The sequence below is a fragment of the Brevibacillus sp. FSL K6-2834 genome, from assembly GCF_038592925.1.
In the GTDB taxonomy this organism is placed as follows: Bacteria; Bacillota; Bacilli; order Brevibacillales; family Brevibacillaceae; genus Brevibacillus; species Brevibacillus borstelensis.
In genome coordinates this window covers 221,022-242,500 of the sequence record NZ_CP151945.1, presented here as the reverse complement: position 1 = coordinate 242,500, position 21,479 = coordinate 221,022, and the positions used below count along the sequence as shown (strand labels likewise).

The following is a 21,479-nucleotide window of genomic DNA, read 5'->3' as shown; positions in this document are numbered from 1 at the left end:
TTAAAATAATTCCTTTCGCACTGGGTAAAGTACAAAGGATTATATGTAGATGCTCTATACAATATACAGGCAGAACGTGAATGCCAAGCTGTCGACTCCAATTGTCATAGGGAAAGCTGCCAGAGTGAACTGGCAGCTTACGTCCCGATAATACGACGTATTATAGGATATGAAGGAACCCTTGTCAATGTTTAGGATACCGTTAGTAGCTCACTGCTTCTTCCTGGGGCAGAGCTGCTTCTTCATCCACATCGTCTGCATGGTTTTCGACCCATTCCACATACTCCGTCAGGACGCGGCGAAGCTCTTCTTCTGTCTCGACAGCGTTGATCAGGTTTTTCGTATGGGTAGAACCCTTTAAGCCTTTGAGGTACCAGGCGGCGTGTTTGCGCATTTCCAGCACGCCTACTCGCGGCCCTTTCAATGCGATCAGCCGCTCGGCATGCAGCATGCAAATCTCCATCTTTTCACGCGGAGTCGGCTCAGGCAGCAATTCTCCCCGGGTGAGATACTGGACGGTCCGGTACAGCATCCACGGATTGCCCAAAGCTGCACGACCGATCATTACGCCATCGCAGCCGGTTGTATCCAGCATGCGGCGAGCGTCTTCCGGCGAAGCCACGTCACCGTTCCCGATGACCGGAATGGAGACCGCTTCCTTGACGCGGCGAATCCAATCCCAATCCGCTTTCCCCTTGTACATTTGAACACGGGTGCGTCCGTGAACGGCAACGGCCTTGGCCCCTGCACGTTCTATCGCCTGGGCGTTTTCAATCGCGTACATGTGCTCCTCGTCCCAGCCAAGCCGCATTTTGACGGTAACCGGCTTCTCTACGGCATCCACTACAGCGGAAACCACTTCGTAGATTTTGTTCGGGTCCAGCAGGAGCCTTGCACCGGCATCGCAGCTGACGATTTTCGGAACCGGGCACCCCATGTTGATATCAATGATATCGGCGTTTGTATATTGATCGACATGTTTCGCCGCCGCTACGAGCGTTTCCTTGTCGCCGCCAAAAATCTGCAGGCTTAGCGGTTTTTCGCGCTCATCGACAAACAGCATATCCATCGTCTTCTTGTTTCCGTGCACGATCGCTTTGTCGCTTACCATTTCAGCGCAAACGAGACCTGTGCCAAACTCCTTTGCAATCAAACGAAATGCAGGGTTGCATACCCCTGCCATCGGAGCAAGAACGACGTTGTTTTTCAACTCAATGTTTCCGATTTTCATTTATCATTCAACCTCCTTTTCCCGCAGTTCCGCAGGGAGTCATACACACACCACGGCCCGACGAGTGGATGGAGAGGCTAAGCCCCAAGAAAAAAGTTATTTATTATTTATAGCACATAATTCCTCATAATCAACCTGTAAAGTGCTGGCGATCTTCCGCAGCACAGGCTCGGTCGGCATTCGCGTTCCTCTTTCCAGCGATCCGACAAAAGAGAGCGAGACGCCCATCTTTTCTGCCAGCGACTGCTGTGTCAAGCCTTTCAGTTTGCGGAATGACCGGATCCGGTTTCCCAGACGATTGTTCCCCATTTTTGTACCCCCTTGTCATCTTGCGGCAACAACCTGAGGAAATCGTCTAAAGGCCGGTTAAATACAGGCAGCAAGCCACCCTCCAAGACGTCGCGCAAAGGAACGAGCACGAAAGCCCGCTCTGTCATTGCAGGATGAGGGATGGTCAAATGCTCCTGATCCAGCGCTGTGTCTCCGTACAACAGCACATCGATGTCAATGGTCCGTGGCCCCCAACGAATCGTTCGCACACGTCCCAACTCCTGTTCGACTGCCAGTGCACTCTCCAGCAGCTTCTCCGGAGTCAGATCCGTTTCTACAGCAACAGCCATATTCAGAAACGCCTCCTGATCGACAAAGCCGACCGGAGCGGTTTCGTATACAGGTGAAATGCGGACGACCGAAATCCCTTCTCGTCCGTGCAGCTTTTCAACTGCTTGTCGCAAATTATCCGCCCGATCGCCCATGTTGGAGCCGAGCGCCAAGTACGCACGCACCGTCATTAGGCACTACCCTCTCTTTTGCGGCTCATCTCGATGGCAACGGAATCATAGTGGCCGTTGATCGGAGGATCAGGCTTTGTCACCCTGACTTTTACTTCTGAAAACGGAAACGCCTGCAGCAATCGATCCGCAATCCGCGCGGTCAATGCCTCCACCAGGTTGTAACGCTCTTTTTCTACTATTTGTTGCACACAATGAAATACATCGGCGTAATTCACGGTATCGTTTAGGTCGTCGCTTGCTCCTGCCCGGGACAAATCCATAGACAGTTCCAGATCGACATAAAATCGCTGCCCCAGCTTGGCCTCGGCTTCAAACACTCCATGATAACCGTAGAACGCCATTCCATTAAAATAAATTTTATCCAATTAGGCCGCCCCCTTTCAACATCGCGTCCATCATGGCGGTCACTCGCTTCATTTCCTTGACGTCGTGGACACGAACAATCTGGCAGCCCTTCGCTACGCCTAAAGCTACCGTGGCGGCAGTCCCTTCGAGGCGCTCCTCCACCGGTAGATCCAGGACGCGCCCGATCATCGATTTGCGCGATGTTCCCAGCAGGACCGGATAGCCAAGCGCCACCAGGTCATCCAATCGGCGCATCGCCTCGAGATTTTGCTCCAGCGATTTGGCAAAGCCGATGCCCGGATCGAGAATGATCATCTCGTCACGGACCCCCGCTTCCCTGGCAATCGCGACGGACTTACGCAAATCTCTGACCATATCGCTGAAAAAGTGGGTGTAGGCGGTATCCTCGCGGTTGTGCATGAGAATAATCGGCACCTCATGCTGGGCGGCCACTTCTGCGATTCTTCTGTCTTTTTTGGCTCCCCAGACGTCATTGATGATATGGGCGCCGGCACGAATCGCCTGATCGGCTACCTCGGACTTGTACGTATCGACCGACAACGGAACGGAAAGCTCCTCGACCAGCGCACGCACAACCGGAATCACCCTGTCCAGCTCCTCGGCCAGCTCTACGGGAGCCGATCCCGGACGGGTCGATTCTCCGCCGATATCAATGATGTCCGCGCCTGCTTCTACCAGGGCACGCGCCTGGGCTATCGCCCGCTCGATGTCCGTATAGCGGCCGCCATCGGAAAAGGAGTCAGGCGTGACATTTAAAATCCCCATGACAAGCGTCTTTTGTCCGAGCGGCAGCACATGGCCTTTGCAGTGAATGGCTTTTCTTTGCCGAAGCTGGCGACGCATCGCGAGCAGCTCCCGCACTTCCGCAGCCGCTACCCGCAGTCCGTCTGTCTGATCCGGGATGCGTTCGAGCAATGCCTGCCACTGTCCGTATGTACCCTTCATATATAGGTCGGTTAAATCGGGAAGAGCCGGATTGTCGTGCATGACAGCGTCTCCGCCGAGAAGCTGCATCTCTTTTCGCAGCAATGCCGCCTCTTCAAAAGCAAGCCTCTCGACATGAATCTGCAATGGCTCTCCCGCATCGGCAAAACGCTCCCTGTCGGCAGGCTTGACTCCTTGGCAGGCGAGCTCTTCTTCTACTTCCATGCGGTTTTGGGCGTGAATCACGAATGGATTATGAATCATGAGCCTTGCTTCCTTTCGCGTCTTGAATCTCTCGTTGACATGTTGTCTGATAGCATACCATAATTACCCACCACACGCTACAGACTCACGGTACGCCAGGTGCAGCGCCTGCGTATAGCTTCCATAAGCGGCAGGAAGTACCTTTCCATTCACCTCTGATACCGGAACGATCTCCTGGACGGAATTCGTCACAAACGCCTCGCTGGCACCCTCCAGCTCCTCCAGGCGATAAAAGCCCTCTTGCACAGGGATGTCCAGCTTTTGGGCCAGATTCAGCACGTGCCTCCTCGTGACCCCGTCCAGTATGCCCGTTTCGACTGCGGGCGTAAACATGCTGCCGTCTCGAATCCAGAAAAGATTGCTCACGATCCCTTCGGCCAGATAGCCGTCATGGGTCAAAAACAGGCCTTCGACGTCGGTTTGGTTCCCGACCTCCAGACGGGCCAGGGCATTGTTCAAGTAATTGTGCGACTTGAAGCGAACCGGGCCTTCCGCTGTCTGGCGGGGAATCGACAATACTTGCAGCCGCTTCGGACGAGGGGGCAGCGCGATCGGCGGAACGCTTTTTGCAAAAATAAACAGGGACGGACGAGCATATCCTTCCGTCACCAGTCCTACACCCTCGTTGCCTCCCGTTATGCTGATCCGCACGTATGCATCCGCAAGGCCGTTCGCTTTGGCTGTTTGCAGGATGGCCGCCTCCAGCTCTGCGGAGCTCCAGGCATTCCTTATGTGCAACGCCAAAAGCCCGGCGGATAACCGGGCGAAGTGTTGATCCCACAGAAACAGCCGTTCCTGATAGACACGCACAGTCTCAAACAAGCCGATCCCGTACAAAAATCCATGGTCCAAAACAGACACCGCCGCCTGCTCGGCAGGGACGATCTGTCCATTCACATACACGTACATGGCATTCTCTCCCGCTATCCTTCTTGGAGAGCATCATACCATATTTCTCAGCCGATCTGCGCGGTCTCCTCCAGCCGTTTGCGGTGGATGAAACGGGAGATGGTGATCGACATTTCGTACAGAGCGATCAAAGGGACGATCACCAGCACATCGGAGACCAGATCAGGAGGTGTAATCGTGATGGAAATGACCGAAAGGAGAAAATACGCCGGCTTTCGCAGCTTGGCCAGCCGGTGCGGATTGAGAATGCCCAGATGGCTGAGAAACAGCACGATTACAGGCAGCTCGAACAAAAGTCCAAACGGAACGCAAATATTGAGCATGAATGTAAAGTAGTCATTCGCCGTGATGACGAGATCGAAATTGCCGTTGGACAATCCGAGCACAAATTGATACATCAAGGGAAACAATACGAAGTAGGCAAAGCCGAGCCCGATCAAAAACAGGAAAAAGAGCGCCGGTATATACAGCATGGCTACTTTGCGCTCCTGCTCGGTCAGTGCCGGCACGACAAAACGCCAGGCTTGATAAGCGATGATCGGGATGGTGATGGCAATCGCTCCGACTGCGGAAAGCTTGATGTAGATCGACAAAATGTCGTTGGGACCGAGAATCGCCAGCTTTTCCTCCGAACGGCTCGCCAAAAAATGATAGATGTGATCTACGAACAAAAAGCACGTCACGAGACTGATGACAAAGGAAGCCAGAACGATGATCAGTCGGCGGCGCAGATCGGTCAGGTGTTCGAGAAACGGCATGGCTCGCCCCATGGCTCACTCCTCCTCCTCGTGAAAAAGTACACAAAGCCCGGTAAAAATGGCACAATGCGGCTTAAAACGACCGGGTTTTCTCAATATATCCTGCCGGGCAGCGGCAAAGGGCAGTGCGCGCGCGGCACACCACCCTTCTCCCTGCAGATGGTTTAGTTAACTCGATTCAAGGATTCTTCACCGTTTTTGCCGGCAAGGACGACTGCCTTGTCAGGCGTATCCTTGTCCTTCTGCTTTTTCTCGTCGTCCTCGTCCTTGGTCAGATCTTTGGCAGCCGACTTGAATTCGGTCAGGGTGCGCCCAAAGGCTCTCCCGATCTCAGGAAGCTTGCTCGGACCGAAGATGACGAGGGCAATGATCAAAATGAGGATAAGCCCGGGAATACCGATGCTGGACAACATGGCTGGCTACACTCCCTTTTTTAGAAGCCGGTAACAGCGATAACACCCGGCATGGCGACAGCATTGCCGCCTTTTGGCCAGTGGCTGGTCGGCTGATCGTAGGATTTCAGGTTTTCACCAGGATGCTGGACGGACAGGAACAGGGTCGTTTCATCCGGAGTAAACCACGGTCCGGTCATTTCCGCTCCTACTGGCGCAGAAGCAAATTGTGCCACTTCTCCTTTGTTTGCCCCGGTTGTCGGGATAAAGAAGATGCCGTTGTTGCCAAACGATTTGTAAATGCCGCTGTTCATGGACGAGGAAGAAATGTCCGTCACAACCCACAGGTTGCCTGCGCTGTCGAACGCCATGTTGTCTGGAGCAGCAAATCCGCTTTGCGGTCCGCCGGCGGCAAAGATTTCAAAGGTGAAGTCCAGACCGGCATGGTTGCCGTCTTTTTCAAACAGGCGGACAATTTGGCCGTAGAAATTTCCGTGCTTGGAGTTGTTCGTCATGGCGATAAAGACACTGCCGTCGATTGGATGCACTTCTACGTCCTCCGGGCGATCCATCGGAGTCGCTCCCACTGCTTTTGCAGCTTCGCGGCAATTCACGAGCACATCCGCCTGAGAGGCAAACAACGCTTTGCCGTCACTGTCGGTCGCTTTTTGCAGCGCTTCGTTGGAGGCGAAATCAAGTGCGATCCACTTTCCTTTGCCGAAGTTGGCTACATACAACGTGCCTTCCTCCAGCAGCTTGGAGTTTTGTTTGCCGTCGCTTGGATTGAACTTTCCTTTGGAAACGTACTTGTAGACGTACTGGTCGTTGGCGTCATCGCCCATGTACACGACAAGCTGTCCGGTAGGAGCGATGACCATCGCTGTATTTTCATGAGAGAACCGTCCCAGGGCCGTGTGCTTCTTCGGTGTCGATGCGGGATCAAAAGGATCGACCTCGACAACCCAGCCATAGTGGCGATTATCCTTCAGTCTGCAATCGTCGACGACATCCTGGAAGTTTTCTTCGCAGGACAATATCGTGTTCCACAAGGTCACTCCGCCGGAGCAGTTGGCGAAGGTACCGATTACTTCTTTGGCAAGGGAAGCGGCGGGGCCCGTCAATTCATGCTTGGTCAGCCCGCTCACACGGCGGCCGTATTTGGAGTCTGGAACCAGCTTCCATCTGCCGCCCTCGCGTTTTACCTCTACGACCGAGCCGCCCAGTGCGTACAGATACTTCTGGACTTGCTCTGCGGTGCGCTTGTTTTGCTTCGGATCGGCATTCAGCACATCGTAGCCGGTAACGTAGTACTCCAGCTCGCCCAAGTATTCATGATTGACCCAGAGGAGGCCGTGATCGGCGCTGCCGTCGATCGGCAGGAAGCAGGTGAAATCAGCATTGAACCCGAATGTATCCCCGTTCTGATTGATCCTGTCTCCGTAGACTGCGATCACATCATACTTGTACCCGCTAGGCAGCACAACATCGTCCTTGGTGGATGGCTCAATCGGCTTGAATTTCGGATTGAACTTGTGCTTCTTGTCTTCCAGCCCAAACAGATGATCAGCCGTTTTCCCGGAGATCGATTGCCCTGCAGCCAATGCAGGAATGCCTGTAGCCAGAGAGGCAAGGGCTGCCGTACCTGCACCCAGATAGGTCAAAAATTGTCGACGGTTCACGTCCATTCGCGTTCGCTCCTTTGTCTCTTTACTCACCTCCCGATTGTACAAGCCGTTCGTCTAGTTACTGTGAAAGCATGATTAAGAATGCGTAAAACTGTTTGTATGTTCTGTAAAGAAACAAAAAAGACCGCTCGCAATTTACGAGCAGTCTTGGACTATCGTGTTGTTGTACTCTATTTCACAGGTTCCTTTGCGTATGCTGTCAGGAAGTTTTGCAGCAGCTTCTTGCCGTGTTGGGTAATGATCGACTCCGGGTGGAATTGCACGCCCTCGATCGGATATTCGCGATGGCGCAGGGCCATGATTTCCCCTTCTGCCGTTCTCGCGGTCACTTCAAGCTCGGGAGGCAGCGTCGCTTCCTCCACGATCAGCGAATGGTATCGCGCAGCAGTAAACGGCGACGGAATGCCGGCAAAGATCGTCTGGCCGTCGTGGAACACCTCTGACGTCTTGCCGTGCATCAGACGTTCCGCGCGAAGCACCTTGCCTCCGAACACCTGACCAATCGACTGATGGCCCAGGCATACGCCCAGGATCGGAATTTTCCCGGCGAAATGGCGAATCGCCTCCATGCTGATGCCCGCTTCGTTGGGCGTGCAAGGCCCGGGGGAAATCATCAAATAGTCGGGGGCCAGTTGTTCGATTTCTTCCAGCGTGATTTTGTCATTGCGGCGGACCTGCAGCTCCTGCCCCAGCTCGCCTACATATTGCACCAGGTTGTACGTAAAGGAATCGTAATTGTCAATCATCAGAATCATACGCTCTTCTCCTCTCGACTCTTCTTTCTGTTCTCGCTCAACTCCAAAGCCTTCCACAACGCTTCCGCCTTTTTCAGCGACTCGAGATACTCCGCCTGCGGCTTGGAATCAATGACGATCCCTGCACCTGCCTGTACATGCGCCATACCGTCCTTGACGACCATCGTACGGATCGCGATGTTGGTCTCCACGTCACCGTGAAAGCCAAACCAGCCGATGGAACCGGTGTAGACGCCGCGTTTGACGGGCTCCAGCTCCTCGATGATTTCCATCGTCCTGACTTTGGGCGCTCCTGTGATTGTCCCGCCCGGAAAAGCGGCTGCCACAGCGTCAAAGGCATCCTTGTCCTCTGCCAGCTCCCCTTCCACGTGAGAGACGATATGCATGACATGCGAGTATTTTTCCACGACCATGAACTCGCTGACGTGCACGCTGCCATAGCGGCTGACCCGCCCGAGATCGTTTCGCTCCAGGTCGACCAGCATGACGTGCTCGGCCCTCTCCTTCTCGTTTTCGACCAGCTCTTGCACGAGCGCGTTGTCCTCTGCCTCATTTTTCCCGCGGGGTCTTGTCCCGGCGATCGGGCGCGTGCTGACCTTTCCGCCCTTCGCCTTGATGAGCAGCTCCGGCGAGGCGCTGACCAGCTGAAATTCGGGAAAATGGAGGTAGCCCATGTAAGGGGACGGGTTCAGCTTGCGAAGGACATCGTACACTTCCGGGGCCGACACTTGCATCGGCTTGCTCTGGCGTACAGAGAGGTTCACCTGAAAGACGTCGCCAGCCGAAATGTAGGACTGGACCCGGCGTACCGCTTCCTCAAACTGCTCCTGGGCAAACGATACCTGCACAGGTTCCTTGGACTCCAGAGGGCGTTTTCGCAAGGCATCCCAATCGCTGCCGTCCTCGCCTTTTTCCGCCAAGGCAACGCGATCCAGCTCCTCGGCCAGCCGTTCCAGCCGAATCCGCGCAGCGTGGTACGAATCTTCCGTCAATGAACCGGAGGGCAAATGCGTCAGACAAAAGCATTCACGTGTCGCATGATCAAAGACAAAAACGTCTTGCATTATCATAACATACAGATCGGGCAACTGTAAGTCGTCCAGGGCAATCTGCGGCAGGCCCGGTTCAAAAAAGCGGTTCATCTCGTAGCTGAGGTAGCCGACTGCTCCTCCGTAAAAGTCGGGAAAGTCCGGGATGGCCGGTGTCCGGTAGCGGGCCAAAAAGCGCCGCAGCGCATCCAACGGATTTTCTCCCTCGAGAGCCTCAGTCCGCTCGTCCGCATAAGCAACCACCGTATGGTTGTTCCTGCTGCTGACTGTTGCGATCGGCTGACAGGCGAGATAGGTGTAGCGTCCTGCACGGCCGCTTTCCAGGAGTACAGCCCCCTCCAAGGATGGCTGCAGAGCTTGCAGAAGGTCCCAGGGGTCCAGGCTGTCCGGCCATGCCACACGCTTTGCTAACGGGACGTAAGGATAAGAAGCTGCATATTGGGTCAGATCGGAAAAGGAAGGCACGATCACAAGGTTCACACTCCGGTATGCATACTAAAAACATCTAGCACTAGCATATCATAACCGCTGCCCTTGTCCTTAGCTGTTTGTTGCCAACGTCCTTAGCTGTTTGTTGTTGCCAATGTCCTTGGCTCCTGTTTGTTGCCAAACGGCTTGCTTCTAGGCTGCGGTTGCCGTCGTCACTTTGCACGGGAAAGCCCGCCCCACTGTTTCCAAACAGAGCCTTTTCGGTACATAAAAAAGACGCCGGCCGAAGCCGACGTTCTGTTTGCCATTTTGTGATGTCCTTATTCTTCGAATTGATACAGCGGAGTGGAGAGGTAGCGTTCTCCGTTGCTCGGAATGACGACTACTACCTTTTTCCCCTTGCCCAGCCTTTGGGCCACCTTGAACGCAGCATAAATGGCCGCCCCCGAAGAAATACCGCCGAGAATTCCTTCGTTGCGGGCTACATTGCGGGCCGTTTCAAAGGCTTCTTCGTTTTCGACCTTGATAATCTCGTCGTAAATCTCGGTATCCAGCGTATCGGGGACAAAACCGGCACCGATTCCTTGAATCTTGTGAGGACCTGGCTTGCCTCCAGAGAGAACAGGGGAAGCTGCCGGCTCGACTGCGATGATCTGCACGCCCGGAAAATTCTCGCGCAGCACTTGACCTACGCCCGTAATCGTACCACCGGTCCCGACACCGGAGATAAATGCGTCGATGCCGCCAATCTCTTTGCCCTGCTCCAGCAGCTCTTGTCCCGTCGTCTCACGGTGAACCTTTGGATTGGCCGGATTTTTAAACTGCTGCGGAATAAAATAGGAAGGGTTCTCCTTAACCAGCTCCTCCGCTTTTCGGATCGCTCCGCCCATTCCTTCTGCGCCAGGCGTCAGTACCAGCTCAGCTCCATACGCCCGGAGCAGATTGCGCCGTTCCATACTCATCGTCTCAGGCATGACCAAAATAGCCCGATACCCTTTGGCAGCTGCTACCATTGCCAGGCCGATACCGGTATTTCCGCTCGTAGGTTCAATGATGGTATCGCCCGGTTTCAGTTTCCCCTCTGCCTCGGCTGCCTCAATCATGGCCAGTGCAATCCTGTCTTTGACACTGCTGCCCGGATTGAAGAACTCCAGCTTCAGGTAAATGTCTGCCATGTCTTCGCTGACAACCCGGTTCAGCTTTACCAGAGGTGTATAACCGATCAAATCCGTAATCGAATTGGCAACACGCATGTCTCCGTCCCCCTTTTAATAACCGAGTAAATTGGTAGGTTTTATTGGTTAATTATATCAATGAAAGCCCATCAGGTCAATTGGGCATTTGCCCATTCTTCACCCCGACGGATTGGCGCAATCGCTCCAGTACGGCATCGAGGGATTCAACCTGTGCCAATGCCATTTCCCTGCGAATGTCTTCCTTCGCCTGCTCGAATGTAATCTGCTCCGCTTCTTTCCGGTCCGAAAGCCGATAAATGTAGTATTTCCCGCCGCTCTCCACCGGAGGGCTGTTTTTCTCCAGCTCCAGAGAAGAGAGAATGGTTTTGGCCTCGTCGGTGAGGCTGCTGTCTGTAAGCGAGACCCAGCCCGCATCCCCGCCGTTTGGCGCCGTGAGCGGATCGATGGAGCGTTCCTTGGCGAGCGTGGCAAAATTGGCCCCGTTTTTCAATTCCTGCAGCACCTGCTCGGATTCCTCGCGGGAAGCGACGACGATTTGCCACAATCTCACTTTCATCGGATGGGTGTAGCGGTCAGCGTGGGTGGCGTAGTACGTCCGCAGTTCTTCGTCGGAAATGGAAATATCCTGGATAGCCAGCTCCTGCAACAGCATTTGATAGGTGATTTCCTGCTCTACAGCTTCTGGAGTCGTGCCTCCCTGCTGCTTCAGGGCATCGCGAAACTCGCTGTCTGTCTGGCTTCCGTAGCTCTCCCGGATTTGGTCCATTTCTTTGCTGATTCGTTTGGGATCAATCGTGATTCCCAGCCGCTTCGCCTCCTGAAAGACGGCCTCCCGATTGATCATATCAGCAAGCACCTGCTGGCCGTGCTTTTCCTTCAACATCTCGATCCAGTCGGCCTCGCTGATCGTCCGATCTCCCACCACGGCTGCCGTATGCAGCTTGGCAGCGGACTGGTACCACGACCAGCTCACTGCCAAAAGCAGCAGCACCAGGGCGGCAATCAATCCCCACAGCGTCTTTGTATTGTTCACGCCATCTCCTCCCTTGCTTTTCCAAACGATTCAAAAACAGAGCTGAGACTTGTACCGCCGCAAAACGGATACAGCGGAGCGCAAGCAGGACAAAGTTAGCAGGACAAAGAGGACGGACCGCAAACGCACGAAGTCACCAACCCCTGTACCTCGGGACCGACTGCTTCTCTATCCCGGAGTGCCAGAAATGAGGCTGCCATTTACATGTTCCTGCGAATTTCCTCCAATTCCGGCTTCTCGAATAGGTATCGCTCGTTGCAGAAATGGCAGTGAGCCTCTGCTTCGCCCTGTTCGGAAATGATGCTGTCCATCTCATCTTTTCCGAGGCTGATCAACGCGCTTTTTACCTTTTCGTGAGAGCAGGAGCACGTAAAGTGAATTTCGGTACGGCTGAGAATTTTCGGCTCATCCAACACTTTTGCCAGAATTTCTTCAGGTGACAGCTGATCCGCGATCATCCGGGAGATTTGCGGGATTTGGCCCAAGCGCTCTTCGATTTGCGCGATCACATCATCTGGCGTGTTCGGCAGCAGCTGAAGAATAAAGCCGCCCGCAGCCAGTACGGAGCGGTCTTGCGGATTGACCAGCACCCCTACGCCGACCGCGGAAGGCGTCTGTTCTGAGCTCGCAAAATAGTAGGTGAAATCTTCGCCAATCTCGCCGGATACGATCGGAGAGCTGCCGCGGTATGGTTCTTTCATGCCCAGGTCCTTCGCCACATTGAGAAAACCATCTGTTCCTACCGCGCGGGCTACGTCGAGCTTCCCTTTCTCGTTCAGCTCAAAGTGCACGTGGGGATTCGTCACATAGGCAATTCCTTCCCCGTGGGCATTGGCCTCTGCCACGATCTGCCCGATCGGACCTCCGCCTTTGATTTTTACAGAAATTCGCTCCTCGCCTTTCAGCATCGCCCCCATCATCAGCGTTGCGGTCAAGGTCCTGCCTGCAGCAGCAGCTGCCGTATTCCACATGTCGTGGCGTCTGCGCATTTCCTCGACGGCATTCGTCGTCCGAGCAGCAAAAGCGCGGACATGTCCGTTAAATCCGGTTGCTCTTATCAAATAATCGCTCATAAAGCGATCCTCCTTCTCATAGATGAAATGAAGAGTATGTTCCTACCAGTTTACCACAAGAAGGGCCGGACTTCTCAAGCGAGCCCTGCTTGTAAGTGTACCCCTTTTACCAACACGCAAAAAAACCCCCTTCTTCCAGACAAGGGGGTGAATATGCAAAGTGTGTTTTTTAAGTAAGCTCGTCAGGTCAAATAATCCTTCAGGACGCGAGAGCCTTTTTGCTTGCGCAGACGATCAATCGTCGTCGCTTCGATCTGGCGAATCCGCTCGCGGGTGAGGCCAAACATCTTCCCGACCTCTTCCAAGGTGTACACCTGATCGTTGTAGAGTCCGTAGCGCATGGCGATAATCTCCTGTGCGCGCGGGCTGAGCCTTTCCAGCGCGGCATGCATCTGGGAGCGAAGATCGACCTTTTCAATCCAGTCGTCCAGCGACGTCTCCGGGTCGTCGACAATTTCCGCATAGCTGAGGTATTCATCCTCATGCTCTGCCCATAAGCTGTCGGAATCCGGCTCGTCATCAATCGACTCCATTTTCAGCATCAACGCAAACTCAATCGCCTCCACTTTTTCAAGAGGCAGCTCCAACAAGGCGGCAATCTCCTGTCGGTCCGGCGTACGGCTGAGCAGATGGGCCAACTGAAGCACCTGTTTTTGGTACTGCCGAATTTGCTCATGCATGTGCACAGGAATCCGAATCAATGCACCCTTGTCATTGATCGCCCGGGTAATCGCCTGAGAGATCCACCAGTGCGAATAATGGTAAAGGCGAACACCGCGTTCCACGTCAAATTTGTCAATGGCAGTAAACAGACCAATCGTTCCTTCCTGTATCAAATCCAGGAAGGGCATTCCCTTTCGAAGATGGCGCAAAGCCGTGCTGACTACGTACCGAAGATAGGCACGCACGAGTGTCTCACGAGCAGCCAGGTCTCCGTCACGCTGATAGCGAATCAGGCAGTCCAACTCTTCTTCTTTGTCCAGCATGGGTGTTGCAGCGACGCCTTCCAGAAACAGCAGAGCCGACGTGTCTGACCGCAAGGAGCGCGGCACGGCGATACCCAACTGAGCTTCAACTTCCCGCCAGCGACGGGGAGTGGACTGGAAAGTAGATGTACTCACAGTCATATGCAACCCTCACTTCTCTGAGAGAATATTCAAAAAGCAAAGCGTGGTCAGCCTTTTGAACAAACTCTTTTGAATGAATTTCCACGATGAGGTTCAGCCTGTTGAATGCTTGCAAAAAAGATCATGCTGTTACACGATGGTACTGTAAACGTATTTCGACAAAAAGCAGATCATTCCTGCCTGTTTACAGAATATTAACGGAAATGTAAGCAAATTATTGCTGGTAGCGCTTCCATTATCAGGCGTTGGCTCATCTGTGTTTGTTCCATCAAAATAGCTTCTGCTCAAGAGATTGAGAGGGGCAGAACAATCCGTCGAATCATGACGAAACCTGTAGAAACAGAGTGGATCTCCACTGTTTATAGAGTGAGGCTACTGTGCCCTCCCTCCAGGGCCTATACCGGATACCATTTTGATGAATTGTTCGGCGGTTTTCCCCAGATAGGCATCCTTGTTCCAGATAATCCCGTAGCTCGCTGCCAAATCGGTCTCCTTTATTTCGTACGCATGAATATGATTTCTCTGCAAGTACTCAAACACGCTTTTGGGGACGATCGAGCTTCCGAAGCCCGCTTCAACCAGTTCTCCCAGCAACAGAATATCTGAGCATTCACAGCGTACATTCGGAGTGATATTCTGTTTCGCAAATTGCTCCATAATATAATGAAAGAGACCGGAGCCGGAGGTGCTCGGCAAAATAAGCGGCTGAGCCCTGATGGCCTCCAGCGTGACCGGTTCGCTCATGTAAACGGCTTTCTTCACTAGAGGTAATATAATAGAACGTATCTGTTTGATAATGCAGGACAGAAAAATCAGAAAGATCGATCGGAAAACGAATAAACGCAAGATCGATCACTCTGTCTCGCAACAACTGGCATAGATGCGTAGTCTCATTTTGCTGAATTTTGTAGGTGACATATGGATAGGCTCTCTGAAAGTCCATCAGAAGCCCTGGCAGTTCCGGCACGGACAATGTATTTACCCCGATGCGCAGCCTTCCTCTTACACCCATTCCCGCTTCCTTCACTTTTACAGCAGATTCCTCCATCTGCCTGACGATCTGCAAGGCATGCCGGTATAGTTCCGCACCCGCTTCGGTCAGCTCCATCCTCCTTCCCTTGCGAATCAATAAGGGGACCCCGAGCTCCTCTTCCATTTGCGCGAGCTGTTGGCTGAGCGGGGGCTGGGACATATGAAGCCGCTTCGCTGCAGCAGTCAGATTCTCTTCCTCCGCAATGGCAATAAAGTAACGCAGCTGCCTGACATCCATGTTACGTTTCTCCTTTTACCCATCACTTCTATTCTCTCTCCTTACCATATCATATTGGGGCTTGCTTGCAGGTGCTTCGTTCGATCGCTCAGAGTTGTTTATTTTGATCCTCAGTCTTGTTTATTGGCTCCCATGGGCTTGTTTATTTAACCTTGGTCTTGGTTATCCGCTCCTACAGACTGTTTATTAATCCTCGGTCTTGGTTATCCGCTCCTACAGACTGTTTATAATCCTCGGTCTTGGTTATTCGCTCCTACAGACTGTTTATAATCCTCGGTCTTGGTTATTCGCTCCTACAGACTGTTTATAATCCTCGCTCTTGGTTATTCGCTCCTACAGACTGTTTATAATCCTCGCTCTTGGTTATTCGCTCCTACAGACTGTTTATAATCCTCGCTCTTGGTTATTCGCTCCTACAGACTGTCTATTTCGGTCCCTTCAGTCCGGGCTGTAAAAAAAGAAAAGCCGCTTACGAGCGGCCTCAGGTTGCAGACAAACTCCCTCGCTGAACGAACAGCAGAGGGAGTTTGTTTAATAATTTGATGAAAATACCGAAGGTGTTTTGATCGTTCACCTTTTGGCGACCTGATTTCCATAGCCAGGTCGCCATTTTTTTCAAGTTCATGGCAGCGAAAACAAGCATCGCCTGCATCGTGACCTTCTCCAGTCCTCGTAAGGTCGTCCAACGCATGCCATGCTTTTCCTTCATATCAGCGAATACACGTTCAATCGTTTCTTTCCGTTTGCTATAGATTTGTTTGTTTTCCTCGGTATGCCGGAGGTGGTCTACCTCTTCGAGGTAATCAGCCCAGATGTGGCGACTCACTCTCTTTGTGTAGTCTTTACTTTCCGTGCATTGTTTCAAGAACGGACAACTTCGGCAAACTTGAGAATTTGATCGATAGATACGGTACCCATCCTTGTTTGTTGTCTCATATGTTAAGATTTGCTCGTTCGGGCAGATGTAGCAGTCGAAATATTCATCATACACATATTCGTGCTTTTTAAAAAAACCTTCTTTGGTGCGTGGTCTTGTGTAGGGCATAACGGGGCGAATCTGGTCATCAAGGAGTGTTTTACTGATGTAAGGCGTCTTGTATCCCGAGTCCACTGCCACAGCTTGAGGCTGTGCAAACGTCTTTCGCACTTGATTCAAAACATCCTCAAAAACCTGACTGTCATGCACATTGCCTGGCGTTACCTTGGCACCAAGCACAAATCCATTTCGATCACATGCTGTATGAAAACTATAAGCAAATACACGTTCCTTTTCCCCTTTTACAAACAATCCGCAATCCGGGTCAGTTGTGCTGACTTTCACCTCCTTCTTCGAAGTTTCTGTCTTTTTTTCAAGGGGCTTCTTTCCATGTGCAATACGATCCTGATTGATTTCTTCGTCCAGCAGCTCTTGATATTTCTTCGCTTGTTCTTCAACGATTTCTTTCACGTATTTATGCTTATTCGCACTGGCTTTTACATGCGTAGCATCAATGAAAAGCACATCAGGCTTCACGAATCCATGATGAACCGCCTCCTCCAATATTCGAAGGAAGATCGACTCGAAGAGTTGAGTATCCCGAAAACGGCGAACATAGTTCTTGCCTAGGGTCGTGAAATGGGGAATGGGCTGACTGAAATCATAGCCAATAAACCACCGATAGGCAACATTGGTTTCGATCTCTTTAATCGTTTGTCGCATGGAACGAATTCCAAAAATATATTGGATGAAAGCAATTTTAACTAAGACTACAGGGTCAACACTGGGTCTGCCATTGTCATGACAGTAAAGGCTTTCCACCAAGTCATAGATGAACGAAAAGTCGATTGCATTTTCAATTTTTCTTACGAGATGATCTTCTGGCACCAACTCATCTAGCGAGAATGCAGATATCTGATAACGCCCTTCGGCCTCTTGCTTATTAAGCATAATGCCACCTCTAAAAAATAACTTTTGAAAACGTAACATGTTCTATATTCAACAAAAAAGCCTGCAGACCCTGTTCCTTACGGAACTTTGTCTACAGGCTGAAGCCGCTTACGAGCGGCCTGCTTCTTGTTTGACTTCGATTTTGGCAAGCAATTTGTCCCAGTCGACCAGCTTTTCCATCAGGATGGATAAAAACACGCCCATGATCAGACCATTGGAGATGACGGGCTGAAGCAAAACAGGCAGGCTGCCGAAAAAGGCTGGCTGAACATTCATGATACTGACGCCAATCAACACCGGAGCGGCAATCCGAAAGATCGTCTCCGACGTAAAGATCGTACCTTTGATGGTATGCAGCGCTGTCCCGAACAATTGAAGGTAAGCAACCAATAAGACCGCATTGCCCACGGTCAGAGGCATCGTTCCGAGAAAAGCGCTGAGTGGCGGGATAACCCCGAGAAACGCAAACATGATTCCGCTAATAATGAACGGCTTTCGGTTCAGCAGCTGGGTGCTTTGCAGAAATCCGATGGAAGACGTAAAAGGAGTATACGGCACCAAGCCAAAAATAGCCGAAATCAAAGCAAAAATGCCCGTAACGAGAGTAGATCGCCTGTATTGACGATTGTCCGCCTGCTCCTTGTAAATGTCGGCAGCAGCTTGTATGGAAACAAACGTATTGGTCAGATTCAGCAGTCCCGCAAAAAATGAGACAGCAATGATTCCGTACTCCAGATTGGGAAAGCCGAAGGGGAACATGCGGAAAGTAACGTCCGCATTGCTCGGAGTCGGAAGATCGGACGGAAACAGCATCCGATAGAGAGCCCAACCGACAACCATGCCGATGAGTATCGAAAAATTGCCCAATCCTTTTTTGCCTTTGATCTTCAAGACACTCACGAAAACGACGACCCCGATGGAGAACAGCGCGACTGGAATGTCCACGGTGCCCTGCGCGGTTGTGATAAACATTCCTTTGAAAAAAATAAAAATGAGCTGAAAGGTCAACAGGAAGAGATAGACACTCATCACCATGGGTGTAATGATTTTTTGTACGAGCGGAAGGAGGTTGAATACAGCCAGCAGGATGATCGTGGCACCTGCCAGCAAAATCCCCGTCGCGATTCCTCCCCCGACCGCATGTATATCCATTCCAAGCGCCGATGCGGACAGACCCATATTGAGGATGAGTCCCCACATCAGGCCGGAATGGCTCTCCAGGATCGGATAGCGATGTCCGATCCACCCTTGCAGAATGCAGGCGATGCCGGTGAATAAAAAAGAGCACCGGATCGTCGCCTCAATCGCTTCCGCAGAAAGCTGAAACGCCGCTCCGACCGTTATGGGCACGACAACTGTGTTGGCAAAAATAAAAAAAAGCCACTGCACCGAGGACAAAAGGGTTACGGCAGCTTCTTTCTTTTTAACGAGCATGAACACCGCCTCCGCAATCAGCCATACATCATGACAGCGATACTATGACGTTATGCTAACACAGGGGCTCCGTTCTCAGAAGTATTGATTTCCTTGTTATGGTATATGGAAAGGATATAGATTCGTAGCGGGACAAAGACGGGATCTTGGGCTGGGACCCTGGCTAGGTACTCTGTGACTGGGTGCTTCGTGCTGGGTGCTTCGTGCTGGATGCTTCGTTGCTGGATACTTCGTGACTAGGTACTTCGTGACTGAGTATTTCGTAGCTGGGTACTTCGTGGTTGGAAGCATTTGTAGCTGGGTACTTCGTGGCTGGGTCTTCGTGCTGAATACCTTGTGAAGGGGGACCTCAGACTGGGGATTTTGGTGTTGGGTACTTCGTAGTTGGATTGGTCAGATAAAAACCTCGGATGAAAAAACAAAGCGACCGCATTTGTTTTGCAGTCGCTAAAATGGAGCCAGCTCTATATGATTTGGATCAGGAAATGCTCTCTCTCGCCAACTCTTTTTTCACCATTTGACCTCCTCTACGCTGACCACCGGAAAAGCATGTGCTGGCAGCACGGGAACAAAAGGGCGTTCATTCACATAGGCAACGACGATATGAGAGGGGCCTACCATCGTTTTTGGGGCCAGCCGGAGCTCTTCTCCTTTTTCCGTCATTACCGTGATTTGCAGGAGTCCTCCCGCTGGCCTTCTGGCTCCTGTAACAACCCTGTCGAGCGAGAAGTCCGATCCATTGAAACGGAGAAATAGCTGGTGGTCGTTTCGCCATGATACAAAATCGATGTAATGCCGTACAAATGACAATGAATCCGTCGTAACGCTGTGCCCGGACGGAAGATACTTGTTGCCTTCCCGACGATATCCGCCGTTTTCCAGCATGCGCCTGTCGAACCGATCTAACGCTTCTTTTTCTAGTAAGTCAATGACGCCTTCGGTCTTCAAAACCGGATTTATCGCAAAAGTGGCGTGATGATTGGACAGTTCCAACAACATTTTGACTTCCGTTTTTTTCTGCATCGCCAGATCGGCATCGACCACAAATACACCTATTAATAGAAAGAACAGCAGCGCCGAAATGGACAATATATTTATTCCCGTACAAATCCCCTCCGGAATCGTATGCAAAATACGCCGCAGATCTAGCATCACCAAACAATCTATTGGTCGATGTTTCATTCAGTGAAACGATCAGCGACCACGATCAAACGCCGTAAAGCTCTGAAGTGTACAGAGTGACTACAAATCATAGTCCATCATGTTCACCGTCCCATGCCGCACAACTCTCATCGTTTTCTCGACGGGAAGCCAAGATACAAAGAGAGGAAACGGAAGCTCTGCCTGAAGGACAAATTCGTCTTCGTGGCTCCACAGAACAGGGTCTGCTGCCCGACTCCGCTGAATGTGGATGATCAATTCCTCTTCTGAAAGGGTTAACGATTTTTCTGCGAGTTCCTGTGACATAAAGGCACGGACTTTCCCCAATACCTCCGCATCCCCTCGGCCTCCGTGATTACTGATGTATTTTGTTGCGGCGGCGCTTACCTCCAGTAATTCGTTATGCGTTTGAACCACTGTGTGGACCTGCAAAATGCCCATCGGAACCAATAGCAGCACCATCACCTGCAAAAATACTGTGATGACTTGTCCCATCACTCGGTACCGAACCTTGTCACATTATGCAGAAGCTTTTCGAAAAACTGCATACTCACAGCCAACAGATTATCGGGACCTGTCATTAATACGTGGACGGTCAGCGGCAGTACCAGTACCATCAGTCCCAGGATTGCAAGGATTTTGTTCATAGTTACCACCCCGGGTCAAAATACTCGGAAGGACGGCTTCCGGTAAACGTAAAGGCCTTCTCCCCCTCCACAAACCGATTCATCCACTGAGAAAGACGTGATGGATAAACAGAAAGCGAGAGGGTGACCATTTCGTTTCGTTCCTTTCGGGCCCGTATGCCTTCCATCCGCGGATGACTCCCGGAGAAGGCGTCCCCAGAGACGTCCCACCCCAAGTCTCGCATCCTTTGAACATAATAATCAGCCAGTTGCGGCTCCAGATAGCCAATATCCTGCATGTCATCAAAGGCGTCCGCGTAAATGCTGCGGGCAATGGCTCGTTCCATGGCATACATCTCGTATGCCCCAATAGCGGAGAAAAGGATCAGCATAACAGCCAGGCAGATGAGAAAAACCTTCAATTTCAGCATGTTTTCTCCGGCAACGACCAACGCTGCCCATCATAAGACTCGGCTAATGAAAGCTGACGGTCGCCGCCTTGTACACCCTTTCCTTGTGGGATTGCTTCAACTGACCCTGGGGATCGCTCCCCCATAAAAAAGCGCACAGACTCCCTACCATGACCAATATGATTAAAAAAACTTGTAGTTGGAGCATAATCGATAGGAGTAGATTATCGACTTGAGTAGGAGTTGCCGTTTTGCATCTTGAACTGAACGTTTTCGCCTTTTGTGTCATAGTTGAGGGAAGTCACAGAGTTGTGAATGTTCTCGGCGGATTGGATCGCGGAGGGACTTAGTTCATTGCCGTAGGAGCTCACTCCGATCCCCAGAACCATCACGCATGCAAGAAAGATAAAAAACATTTTTGACATAACAGACACTCTCCTTGTTTATTTTTGTTTGAAGCAATCAAAATTTTGGCCATACCTAACACATCTGTTTTTTAATCGCATTTCACTTACGGAATAGCTTGATCAATCCAGTTGACCGCTCGATCGCGCAAACCGCCATCGCTGACTATTGACTCGTTAACCGACGACATGCTTGCTACGATGATTCCCAGTGTGAAAACAATACACATCAGAATCGAAAACAACTTGCTCATACCTATCC

The 21,479-nt window shown here is 51.7% G+C and carries 25 protein-coding genes; all 25 read right to left on the bottom strand.

From position 1 onward, the window contains the following. Positions 1-202 precede the first annotated feature (202 nt). Positions 203-1,231, bottom strand: a complete 1,029-nt coding sequence (gene dusB / locus NST96_RS01330; protein WP_003390346.1) for a tRNA dihydrouridine synthase DusB — start codon at positions 1,229-1,231, stop codon at positions 203-205. Positions 1,232-1,327: 96 nt separating this feature from the next. After that, the gene (locus NST96_RS01325; RefSeq protein ID WP_003390345.1) at positions 1,328-1,540 is read right to left on the bottom strand and encodes a helix-turn-helix transcriptional regulator; all 213 of its coding nucleotides are present in this window, start codon (positions 1,538-1,540) and stop codon (positions 1,328-1,330) included. Next, positions 1,492-2,022 carry a 2-amino-4-hydroxy-6-hydroxymethyldihydropteridine diphosphokinase gene (folK, locus tag NST96_RS01320; RefSeq protein ID WP_003390344.1) on the bottom strand — a complete coding sequence of 177 codons (531 nt, stop codon included), beginning with the start codon at positions 2,020-2,022 and terminating at the stop codon, positions 1,492-1,494. Before folK ends, NST96_RS01325 begins: the two co-directional genes overlap by 49 nt. Beyond that, positions 2,022-2,390 (bottom strand): dihydroneopterin aldolase, encoded by a 369-nt coding sequence (gene folB / locus NST96_RS01315; protein WP_003390343.1) that lies wholly within the window; start codon positions 2,388-2,390, stop codon positions 2,022-2,024. Before folB ends, folK begins: the two co-directional genes overlap by 1 nt. After that, on the bottom strand, positions 2,383-3,579 hold the full coding sequence (gene folP, locus NST96_RS01310; protein ID WP_003390341.1) for a dihydropteroate synthase: 1,197 nt from the start codon (positions 3,577-3,579) through the stop codon (positions 2,383-2,385). The genes folB and folP overlap by 8 nt, the downstream gene beginning before the upstream one ends. Positions 3,580-3,642: 63 nt before the next feature. Continuing rightward, positions 3,643-4,488, bottom strand: coding sequence for an aminodeoxychorismate lyase (gene pabC / locus NST96_RS01305; protein WP_003390340.1), 846 nt, complete (start codon positions 4,486-4,488; stop codon positions 3,643-3,645). A 47-nt stretch (positions 4,489-4,535) separates the two neighbouring features. Continuing rightward, a complete protein-coding gene (tatC, locus tag NST96_RS01300) occupies positions 4,536-5,258 on the bottom strand; it encodes a twin-arginine translocase subunit TatC (RefSeq protein WP_024984120.1) in 723 nt (240 codons plus the stop codon). Positions 5,259-5,410: 152 nt separating this feature from the next. After that, positions 5,411-5,659, bottom strand: a complete 249-nt coding sequence (gene tatA, locus NST96_RS01295) for a twin-arginine translocase TatA/TatE family subunit (RefSeq protein ID WP_003390338.1) — start codon at positions 5,657-5,659, stop codon at positions 5,411-5,413. A gap of 20 nt (positions 5,660-5,679) precedes the next feature. Then, positions 5,680-7,323, bottom strand: a complete 1,644-nt coding sequence (locus tag NST96_RS01290; RefSeq protein WP_035979683.1) for a PhoX family phosphatase — start codon at positions 7,321-7,323, stop codon at positions 5,680-5,682. Positions 7,324-7,493: 170 nt separating this feature from the next. After that, complete coding sequence (gene pabA / locus NST96_RS01285; RefSeq protein WP_172920273.1) at positions 7,494-8,078, bottom strand: aminodeoxychorismate/anthranilate synthase component II; 585 nt, start codon at positions 8,076-8,078, stop codon at positions 7,494-7,496. Beyond that, positions 8,075-9,595 carry an anthranilate synthase component I family protein gene (locus tag NST96_RS01280; protein WP_024984119.1) on the bottom strand — a complete coding sequence of 507 codons (1,521 nt, stop codon included), beginning with the start codon at positions 9,593-9,595 and terminating at the stop codon, positions 8,075-8,077. Before NST96_RS01280 ends, pabA begins: the two co-directional genes overlap by 4 nt. Positions 9,596-9,876: 281 nt before the next feature. Beyond that, positions 9,877-10,809, bottom strand: a complete 933-nt coding sequence (gene cysK, locus NST96_RS01275) for a cysteine synthase A (protein WP_003390334.1) — start codon at positions 10,807-10,809, stop codon at positions 9,877-9,879. 76 nt (positions 10,810-10,885) lie between these two features. Beyond that, complete coding sequence (locus tag NST96_RS01270; RefSeq protein ID WP_003390332.1) at positions 10,886-11,785, bottom strand: peptidyl-prolyl cis-trans isomerase; 900 nt, start codon at positions 11,783-11,785, stop codon at positions 10,886-10,888. Between the two features lie 200 nt (positions 11,786-11,985). Then, positions 11,986-12,858: an Hsp33 family molecular chaperone HslO gene (gene hslO / locus NST96_RS01265; protein WP_003390331.1), complete on the bottom strand. Its 873-nt coding sequence runs from the start codon at positions 12,856-12,858 to the stop codon at positions 11,986-11,988. A gap of 182 nt (positions 12,859-13,040) precedes the next feature. Continuing rightward, entirely contained in the window at positions 13,041-13,985 is a 945-nt protein-coding gene (locus tag NST96_RS01260; protein ID WP_031933451.1) for a sigma-70 family RNA polymerase sigma factor, read from the bottom strand. 372 nt (positions 13,986-14,357) lie between these two features. Further along, on the bottom strand, positions 14,358-14,681 hold the full coding sequence (locus NST96_RS01255) for a LysR family transcriptional regulator substrate-binding protein (protein WP_342405257.1): 324 nt from the start codon (positions 14,679-14,681) through the stop codon (positions 14,358-14,360). Beyond that, positions 14,596-15,255 (bottom strand): LysR family transcriptional regulator, encoded by a 660-nt coding sequence (locus NST96_RS01250; protein ID WP_338462922.1) that lies wholly within the window; start codon positions 15,253-15,255, stop codon positions 14,596-14,598. Before NST96_RS01250 ends, NST96_RS01255 begins: the two co-directional genes overlap by 86 nt. A gap of 481 nt (positions 15,256-15,736) precedes the next feature. Beyond that, entirely contained in the window at positions 15,737-17,182 is a 1,446-nt protein-coding gene (locus NST96_RS01245) for an IS1182 family transposase (RefSeq protein ID WP_024985259.1), read from the bottom strand. Between the two features lie 108 nt (positions 17,183-17,290). Further along, positions 17,291-18,616: a uracil/xanthine transporter gene (locus NST96_RS01240; RefSeq protein ID WP_024984077.1), complete on the bottom strand. Its 1,326-nt coding sequence runs from the start codon at positions 18,614-18,616 to the stop codon at positions 17,291-17,293. A 510-nt stretch (positions 18,617-19,126) separates the two neighbouring features. Continuing rightward, positions 19,127-19,768 (bottom strand): hypothetical protein, encoded by a 642-nt coding sequence (locus tag NST96_RS01235; RefSeq protein WP_227278039.1) that lies wholly within the window; start codon positions 19,766-19,768, stop codon positions 19,127-19,129. A gap of 90 nt (positions 19,769-19,858) precedes the next feature. Then, positions 19,859-20,272 (bottom strand): hypothetical protein, encoded by a 414-nt coding sequence (locus NST96_RS01230; RefSeq protein WP_024984075.1) that lies wholly within the window; start codon positions 20,270-20,272, stop codon positions 19,859-19,861. Continuing rightward, on the bottom strand, positions 20,272-20,424 hold the full coding sequence (locus NST96_RS01225; RefSeq protein ID WP_003390325.1) for a hypothetical protein: 153 nt from the start codon (positions 20,422-20,424) through the stop codon (positions 20,272-20,274). The genes NST96_RS01230 and NST96_RS01225 overlap by 1 nt, the downstream gene beginning before the upstream one ends. A gap of 2 nt (positions 20,425-20,426) precedes the next feature. Next, a complete protein-coding gene (locus tag NST96_RS01220) occupies positions 20,427-20,834 on the bottom strand; it encodes a hypothetical protein (RefSeq protein WP_024984074.1) in 408 nt (135 codons plus the stop codon). Between the two features lie 203 nt (positions 20,835-21,037). Next, positions 21,038-21,238, bottom strand: coding sequence for a hypothetical protein (locus tag NST96_RS01215; RefSeq protein WP_003390323.1), 201 nt, complete (start codon positions 21,236-21,238; stop codon positions 21,038-21,040). An 86-nt stretch (positions 21,239-21,324) separates the two neighbouring features. Further along, a complete protein-coding gene (locus tag NST96_RS01210; protein WP_170208410.1) occupies positions 21,325-21,471 on the bottom strand; it encodes a hypothetical protein in 147 nt (48 codons plus the stop codon). Between the last annotated feature and the right edge of the window lie 8 nt (positions 21,472-21,479).